This is a genomic window from Salipaludibacillus neizhouensis, assembly GCF_002886185.1.
In the GTDB taxonomy this organism is placed as follows: Bacteria; Bacillota; Bacilli; order Bacillales; family Salisediminibacteriaceae; genus Salipaludibacillus; species Salipaludibacillus neizhouensis.
Genome location: NZ_KZ614148.1, coordinates 1 through 4,267 on the forward strand (window position 1 = coordinate 1; position 4,267 = coordinate 4,267).

Annotated in this window: 3 protein-coding genes; all 3 read left to right on the forward strand. The window is 33.9% G+C overall.

Features of this window, described 5'->3' with window-relative positions:
• Nucleotides 1-196: 196 nt before the first annotated feature.
• On the forward strand, nt 197-1,078 hold the full coding sequence (locus CEF18_RS22865; RefSeq protein WP_223292456.1) for an aminoglycoside 6-adenylyltransferase: 882 nt from the start codon (nt 197-199) through the stop codon (nt 1,076-1,078).
• Between the two features lie 348 nt (nt 1,079-1,426).
• Nucleotides 1,427-2,257 carry a GNAT family N-acetyltransferase gene (locus CEF18_RS22870; RefSeq protein ID WP_110938859.1) on the forward strand — a complete coding sequence of 277 codons (831 nt, stop codon included), beginning with the start codon at nt 1,427-1,429 and terminating at the stop codon, nt 2,255-2,257.
• A gap of 521 nt (nt 2,258-2,778) precedes the next feature.
• A complete protein-coding gene (locus tag CEF18_RS22875) occupies nt 2,779-4,065 on the forward strand; it encodes an IS110 family RNA-guided transposase (RefSeq protein ID WP_110935606.1) in 1,287 nt (428 codons plus the stop codon).
• Nucleotides 4,066-4,267 lie beyond the last annotated feature (202 nt).

Genomic DNA, 4,267 nt, shown 5'->3' on the forward strand with positions numbered 1-4,267 from the left:
TTCGTGTCTATAATCATTTTACTGAGGGGCTCTTTTTTTATCAAACCTGATAAATAACGATCTACAGGAATGCTATAGGGGAGGAATATTTAACAAGGGGTTGTCGAAACGCCAACTCTTATTGTGTTAAATGGCAGAATTGTTCAATATAAAAAAGAATTACAAGTTGAAGGAAGCTATTTTATGAGGTGATAAAATGAGAAAACAAGAAAAAATGTTCGATCAGTTACTTGAATGGGGAAAAAGGAACGAAGAAATCCGAACAATCATTTTAACAAGTTCTCGTGCAAATCCTTATGCTTTTAAAGATGTGTTTACTGATTATGACATTGAACTTTTCGTAAACGATTTACTGCCTTTTTTAAACAGTGATAAATGGATGGAACATTTCGGTGAAGTAGTTACTTTTGATCCTTTGAAACCACTTGAAAAAGATGGGTGGATTACACGCCTTGTTCTTTATGCAGACGGTACTAAAATAGACTTTCAAATTTCTATCAATGAGTCAGTAAGGAAACTTACTAATAAATCTCATATACCTCTTGAATATGATAATGGTTATATGGTTCTCCTTGATAAAGATAATATTACTGAAGATATAAAACCTCCTTCTTATTCAGCATTTGTAACCAAAAAACCTACTGAGGACGAATATCGTGCAGTAATTAATGAGTTTTGGTGGGATACAACCTATGTTGCAAAAAGTCTCTGGCGAGATGAACTATATTTCGCTAAATATATGTTAGATAATATTATTCGATTTAATTATTTACAAAAAGTAATTGAATGGTATATAGGAGTTCAAAATGATTGGAAAGTAAACCCTAATAAATGCGGTAGATGGTTTAAAAGGTATTTAAATAAAGAAACATGGGAGGAACTTGAGACTACATTTGTTGGAGCTGACATAGAGGAAAATTGGAATGCTCTATTCAGAACTGCTAACCTTTTTAATAGATTATGTAGAGAAATTGGCGAAGAGTTAGGGTATGAGTATCCTGTTGAAGTTGAAAATAAAATAAGGTCGTATCTATTAAAAGCAAAAAATTTAGATAATAATGCTACGACATTTCAATAAAAAATATAACTCAACTATTTAATTGTAGCTAGGATTTTAATTGTTTGTGAAAAGATATACTTAAACTCCCTCAGTGGTGCAGCAAGCTAGCTGCCTTTTAGTACCTAATTTCTAGCGAGTCTTTCTTCAACAAACAGGCGCAATTCTGTAATAAGAATTACGCCCTTTCTTTGTGTGTAGGGCCAGTTGGTTGAAAAGTAGTTCCTAATATTTTGAAAATGGTTGGGAAATTTATGTTAAAGTGATGATAGAATATCCAATAGTCTGTGAATTTGTTCACTTAAACTGAAAGGGAGAATTAAAAATATTCCTAAAAGGAGAAATTTTTGGTAGAGAAGGAGGTAGCTGATGATATCAGAATTAAAAAAGTATGAATTCCATAAATGTAAAGACTTATTGTATGAGCAAGGTCATTTAGAAGCTAAAGCAATAGTCCATGGGGTAAATACTGGTCGTATTTTTGTAGATGATACTGACTCACCTACTTCGGGTCTTATTTGGTTAGGTAATAACGATGGTTTTTTCTTTATTGGAAATGAAAGGAACGAGGCGTTCAACTCAAAATTAAATTATTTTATTGATACAGTAATCATACCGGAAGCAAGAAAGGTAGGATTAACTTGGTTTGAGGGTATTGGTAATCACAGTAAGTGGGATGAAACTATTAAAAAAGTCTTTGAAAACCGTAATTTAGGAAGTTGGAATCAGAGGGTTTATACCTTGCAGAGAAAAGATTATAAAGTTAACTTAGAACTTACTACTGAAGTAGAATATAATATTGTCAAAATTAGTGAAACACTTTTTAAAAACAGTGATAAATCAATAAAAAATATTGATTTTTTACGTTCCAAGATATTAGAGTTTTGGTCTTCACCTAAGAGGTTCTTAAATGATGGCATTGGTTACTGTGTAGTATATGAAAATATGATAGTAAATGTCTGTTTTTCTAGTTTTGTTGTTGATAATGTTCACTGTATTGATATTGAAACTTTAGAAGAGCATCAAGGAAAAAAGTTAGCACAAAAAGTAGCCTTAACATTTGTAGAAAATTGCTTGGCAGACAATCTCGTCCTTTATTGGGATTGTATGGAGTCTAATAAGCCATCGATTGCGGTTGCAGAAAAAATAGGATTAAGAAATGTCTTTAACTACAAGGGATATGACTTTAAGTTTAAATAATATTACGTTCCGGAATTACAGGAATGTTTTTAGGTATATTTATCGGTTGGAAGGGTTATGAAAGAAAACATAACACATAACAAGAAAATGATACTACCTCTTATTCTTTTTTGTCGTTTTTCCTATTTCAATTATTTTAATGGCTGTTTTTAATTGGTGAAAATATTTCGCTAACGGGTACTTTTCTTCAATAAAATCTTTAAAGTGATCTTCAACAATCAGGCGCAATTCTGTAATAAGAATTGGGTCCTTTCTTTATGTATAGGGCCATATTGTCGAAGATTAGTTTGATTTTCATCAGAAAACCATTACAAATAAAAGTGGTAATTGGAATATTTATGTTAAAGTGTTAATAGAATATCTGGATTGTTGTGAATGTTTTCACTTAAAGTATTGGGGAGCATTCCTGTAATTAAAGAATTTAGAGTTTGATAGAAAAAGAGTCCTCTTGGTATGATACGAGGTGTCCAAAGCTTTGCGCGCAAAAGGACCCTTAATTGATAACCAAGGAGGACTCACTAATGAATTATAACCAAAATCACAAAATTGCTCAAATCACAGCTGAAACACTAATTATAGGTGTTGATATTGCAAAGTTTAATCACGTCGCAAGAGCACAGGATTTCAGAGGAATGGATCTAGGGAAATCTATTACTTTTGAAAATACTCAATCAGGGTTTGATGGCTTAATAGGTTGGATTAAACAACTTCAAGTTGATAATCAAATGAATAAAGTCTTCGTTGGTATGGAGCCAACAGGACATTACTGGCTTAACCTTGCACATTATTTAAAAGAGTTAAATATCAAGTGTGTTGTGGTCAATCCATTGCACACTAAGAAAAGCAAAGAATTAGACGATAATTCACCAACAAAAAATGACGTGAAAGATGCCAAAGTCATAGCACAGTTGGTCAAAGACGGTCGCTACGCTGAACCAAGTATCCCTGAAGGTGTTTATGCAGAACTTCGAGGAGCAATGAAAGTGCGCGAGCTATTATCTACTGACCTACGTTCTGTACAAGGTAAGATTCACAATTGGCTAGACCGCTATTTCCCTGAGTTTTTTACAGCCTTTAAAGACTGGGAAGGAAAAGCTGCACTTCGTACTTTAAAGCTTAATCTACTACCACATGAGCTACTGAAACTATCTGATGGTGAAATTTTAAAACACCTCAAAAAGGGCGCCCAAAGAGGTGTTGGTTTAAGTAGAGTGAGGAGATTAAAAGAGGCGGCTTGTTGTTCAGTCGGCATTAAACAAGGAAATAACATGGCTAAATTAGAGCTTAAAACCTTATTAGCTCAATATGACTTATTGAAAGAAAAGTTCGAAGAACTAGATGCTCATTTAGATGAATTGCTTAAACAAGTTCCTGGTGTTCATAATATGGTGGCAATCACAGGAATAGGGAAAGATACGGTCGCTGCATTTTTAGCTGAAGTAGGCGATCTAAGAAACTATTCTCATCCAAAACAAATTATTAAACTAGCTGGACTAAACTTACGGGAAAATACATCAGGACTTCATAAAGGACGCACAACCATTACAAAACGAGGGAGAAAGAAGCTCAGAGCTCTCCTCTTTCGAGTTGTAATGCCGTTAGTCGCTAAGAACCAAGCCTTTAAAGATCTGCATGAGTATTATACGACCCGTCCAGACAATCCGTTAAAAAAAATGCCGTCTTTAATTGCCATATGCAATAAACTAATACGAATCTTATTTACAGTAGGCACTAAACAGTGTGAGTTCAGTGAAGAAAAGATGCTTAGTGATATTCCACACTTTAATAACTTACAGGAAGCTGCATAACTCAAATACCATGTTTTATTAAACTCTATTAACCTAAGTGATTTTAAACAACTTACTTATTATCAAAAGACATTTGAAGCACGGAGAAGTCAGAACATAAACTAAAACTACGGGCAGAGACCCTGGCGGGGAGCATATCTGACCTCCACCCTCATGGCAAGGTTGAACGAAGGAATGTAGGAGCATTGACTCTGGGAGACAT